The sequence below is a fragment of the Halorubrum distributum JCM 13561 genome (assembly GCF_000337395.1).
GTDB classification, from domain to species: domain Archaea; phylum Halobacteriota; class Halobacteria; order Halobacteriales; family Haloferacaceae; genus Halorubrum; species Halorubrum distributum.
The window spans coordinates 1-2,795 of record NZ_AOJF01000058.1 but is presented as its reverse complement, the minus strand read 5'-3'; the positions used below and the strand labels follow the sequence as shown (position 1 = coordinate 2,795).

The 2,795-nt window shown below is 60.2% G+C and carries 3 protein-coding genes; all 3 read left to right on the top strand.

The features are described from left to right. Nucleotides 1–261 precede the first annotated feature (261 nt). Entirely contained in the window at nt 262–693 is a 432-nt protein-coding gene (locus tag C470_RS15065; protein ID WP_049908797.1) for a hypothetical protein, read from the top strand. A gap of 18 nt (nt 694–711) precedes the next feature. After that, complete coding sequence (locus tag C470_RS15060; protein WP_082226716.1) at nt 712–1,218, top strand: PGF-CTERM sorting domain-containing protein; 507 nt, start codon at nt 712–714, stop codon at nt 1,216–1,218. Further along, on the top strand, nt 1,219–2,795 hold a 1,577-nt coding region (locus C470_RS15055), incomplete at its 3' end, for a hypothetical protein (protein WP_008368347.1).

The window sequence follows — 2,795 nt, the reverse complement described above, 5'->3', positions numbered from 1 at the left end:
GCTCGAGGGTGCGAGCGGCTAAGAGTTGAACACTTGGAGAATTCGAAGTGGGACCGTTCTCGTCGAGAAGTCCCTCGATACGAACATCGTCTTTCGGGAGCGTGATCCCGACTGAATCCTGGTCCAACTGGCGGAGTTTATTGAGCGCCATAGTCGGCGGGCAACCCCCCATCTCATAAAACTTGGTGACCCTCTGGAACCCCGAGGTATTCCGGCGGTATTCCTGACGCTTTCGTTGGGGCGGAGTAACCGGACCTGCGTATGGCACTTAGCCTACCGCAGAATATGGTTCCCGACACGGTCCGTCGGGAAGACGGAATAGACCTGACAGACTCGATTCTCGCCCCGCTATTCGTTCTCGCGTCGATCTCGGTCGGCGCGGTCGGGACACTCGAACTATTCGCGCCGTTCAACATGTCGCTCGCAGCGCCCATCTACGCGGCCCACGGTACGGAGGTCACGTACGCCTTCATCCTCTCGATGGGGATTCTCGTCGTTGCGTGGCTCACGAACGAAAGCACGCCGGAGGACTGGACCGATGTCGAGACCGTCGTGGTCTTGCTCGCGGTCATCCTCAACATCCTGAGTTCGCTCGTGCCGGCCGTCTCGGTGGCTCTCGAGTCGATGTGGTACATCGGCTGGTTCACAGTCATCCTGAACGCGGCCGCGTTCTACGTTATCGCGTACAAATAACGCAGAGAGGACTTCACAATGCAATTTTCGAACTACACACAGGCGGTTGTTGGACTGGCTCTGTTGACTATCGGTATCGTCGGCTTCGCGGCGATCGGCGGCGCGGCGACGACCGAAATGGCGAACGAATCCGTATCGTTCTCGAACGATTCGAACGTGACCGTGGATGTCGCCTGGAACGATTCGATTTCGGACCCGGCAAACGCGAGCGCGTCGGTGACGTTCTACAACGCGACCGAGTACGACGACGACCCGAGCACGGCGACGGTCGTGCTCTCCGACTCGATCGCGGCCGATGAGGGCAACACGACATCCACCGAGTACACTGAAGCGGACGGGCTCGAGGACGGCACGGACTACCGGCTGATCGTGGAGGCCGACGACACGGAGGCCGACGATGTGACGGTGACTGATGGCTCGATCGGCGGCATCTTCACCTTCTCGGATGGCTCGCCTGGCTTCGGCGCTGGCGTCGCGATCGCGGCGATCGGGGCGGCGGCCATGCTCGCCCGGAGGGGGTCGTAAATGTCGGCGGCGGATGACCGGCCCAGCCCACAGCCCATGGCTCAAGACGGCCTAACCCGTCGCGATTTCTTCCGTCGGACGGCGGCGACCGGGACGGCGCTCGGGGGGATGGCGATCGTCGGTGAACATGCCGTCCCCCAATTTAGCCCGGTCGGTAGAGCGCAGGCGTTGGCGCCGCTTGTGGTCGCGGGCGCGGCTGCTGTTGTTGGTGGTGCCAGCGTCGGTTGGGTACTCCGTGGCGTCACTGCTGATGACGCGGACACGACTCCCGAAGGCCTGGCGCCTGAGGTGCTTAAGAACGAACTCTACACCACCTCCAGAAAGCGATACAGCGACAACAAGTCGACCTTCGTAGATAATCGCAACATCGTCGAAACAGGGTTTGAACACTCCCTGTACGGCGATGGCAAGGTTGCGGCTATCGAGGCCCTGAACAACGAGGAGACTCAGCAGGCCGTCACTGACGCGGCGCACGCTGCTGCTGAAGAGTCTGCTACGACTGTCATCAAAAACTTCCTCAAGTCGTGGAATGCGTCCGTGCAGGAACTCGAGAACATGCGGAAGACCGTCCGCAGTCACTCTGACGTGACGATTCCGGACGTGACGCCGTATGGTTCGACGTACATGCAAACGAGCACGACTAACATCTACGCTGCACACGGTGAGACGTTCTTCCGCGAGAGACAGCACACGCTCCCCGACGGCAGTACGATCACCATTAAGCAAGCAGAACTGTCTACTGACAACCAGGACGAAGGGTCCATCAATGCGTTTTGGTGGGGTCCTGTCCAGAGAAATAACAACCTCGAGTACGACGGTACTAATGGTGCTTCGAAAGACAACCTCGAGTGGCCGCTGAGGGACGGCCGCATCCGCAGTGCCTTCGAATGGACGACGCCTGATGGGAACGTCCTGTACCTCGATTACAACGACTGGAATGACATCTACACGCTGCTCTCTGACACCCTTGCGAACGTCAAGAGTGGCCTATCGCTGTGGGTTGACAACATCTACGGCGATGTGCAGTCCGGTGACCTCGACACCTCGGAACTGCTCACCTCGTCTGAACTCGCAGAGATGTCGGCTGACGATGAACAAGTCAACCAAGCAATCGCCGACCTGATGGCACTTAACATCCCGGTCGACCTCGAGCGCGAGGCGACGATCTCGATCCCGCAGGACAGCGGGTCCCTAACGGTGACGGGGATGCTCGCGCCGACCTCGGAGCCGGCTGACGGAATGCCGGCGGGTAACACGTACGTCCCGTCGAACCTCGATTATGATATCTACTTCACGTACGACGTGGCGGGCGGCTCCGGTTCGTGGACTGCCTACCAAGAGGGAGTCGACGGCGGCGTTGTGACGTTCACGGCTGAACCCCACGAGCAGACCGAGTACGCAATCAAAACGACTGACGGCGAGACGGCAACGGTGCCGACATCCGACTTCACTGCCAACGACTCGGACGGCGACGGTACCAACGACGAGTGGACGGTCGACATCTCGGACCAACTCGAGAGCGCGATCACCTCGATCGAGTCGGTCACGATGTCAGCGACGACCAACGAGACCCAGTA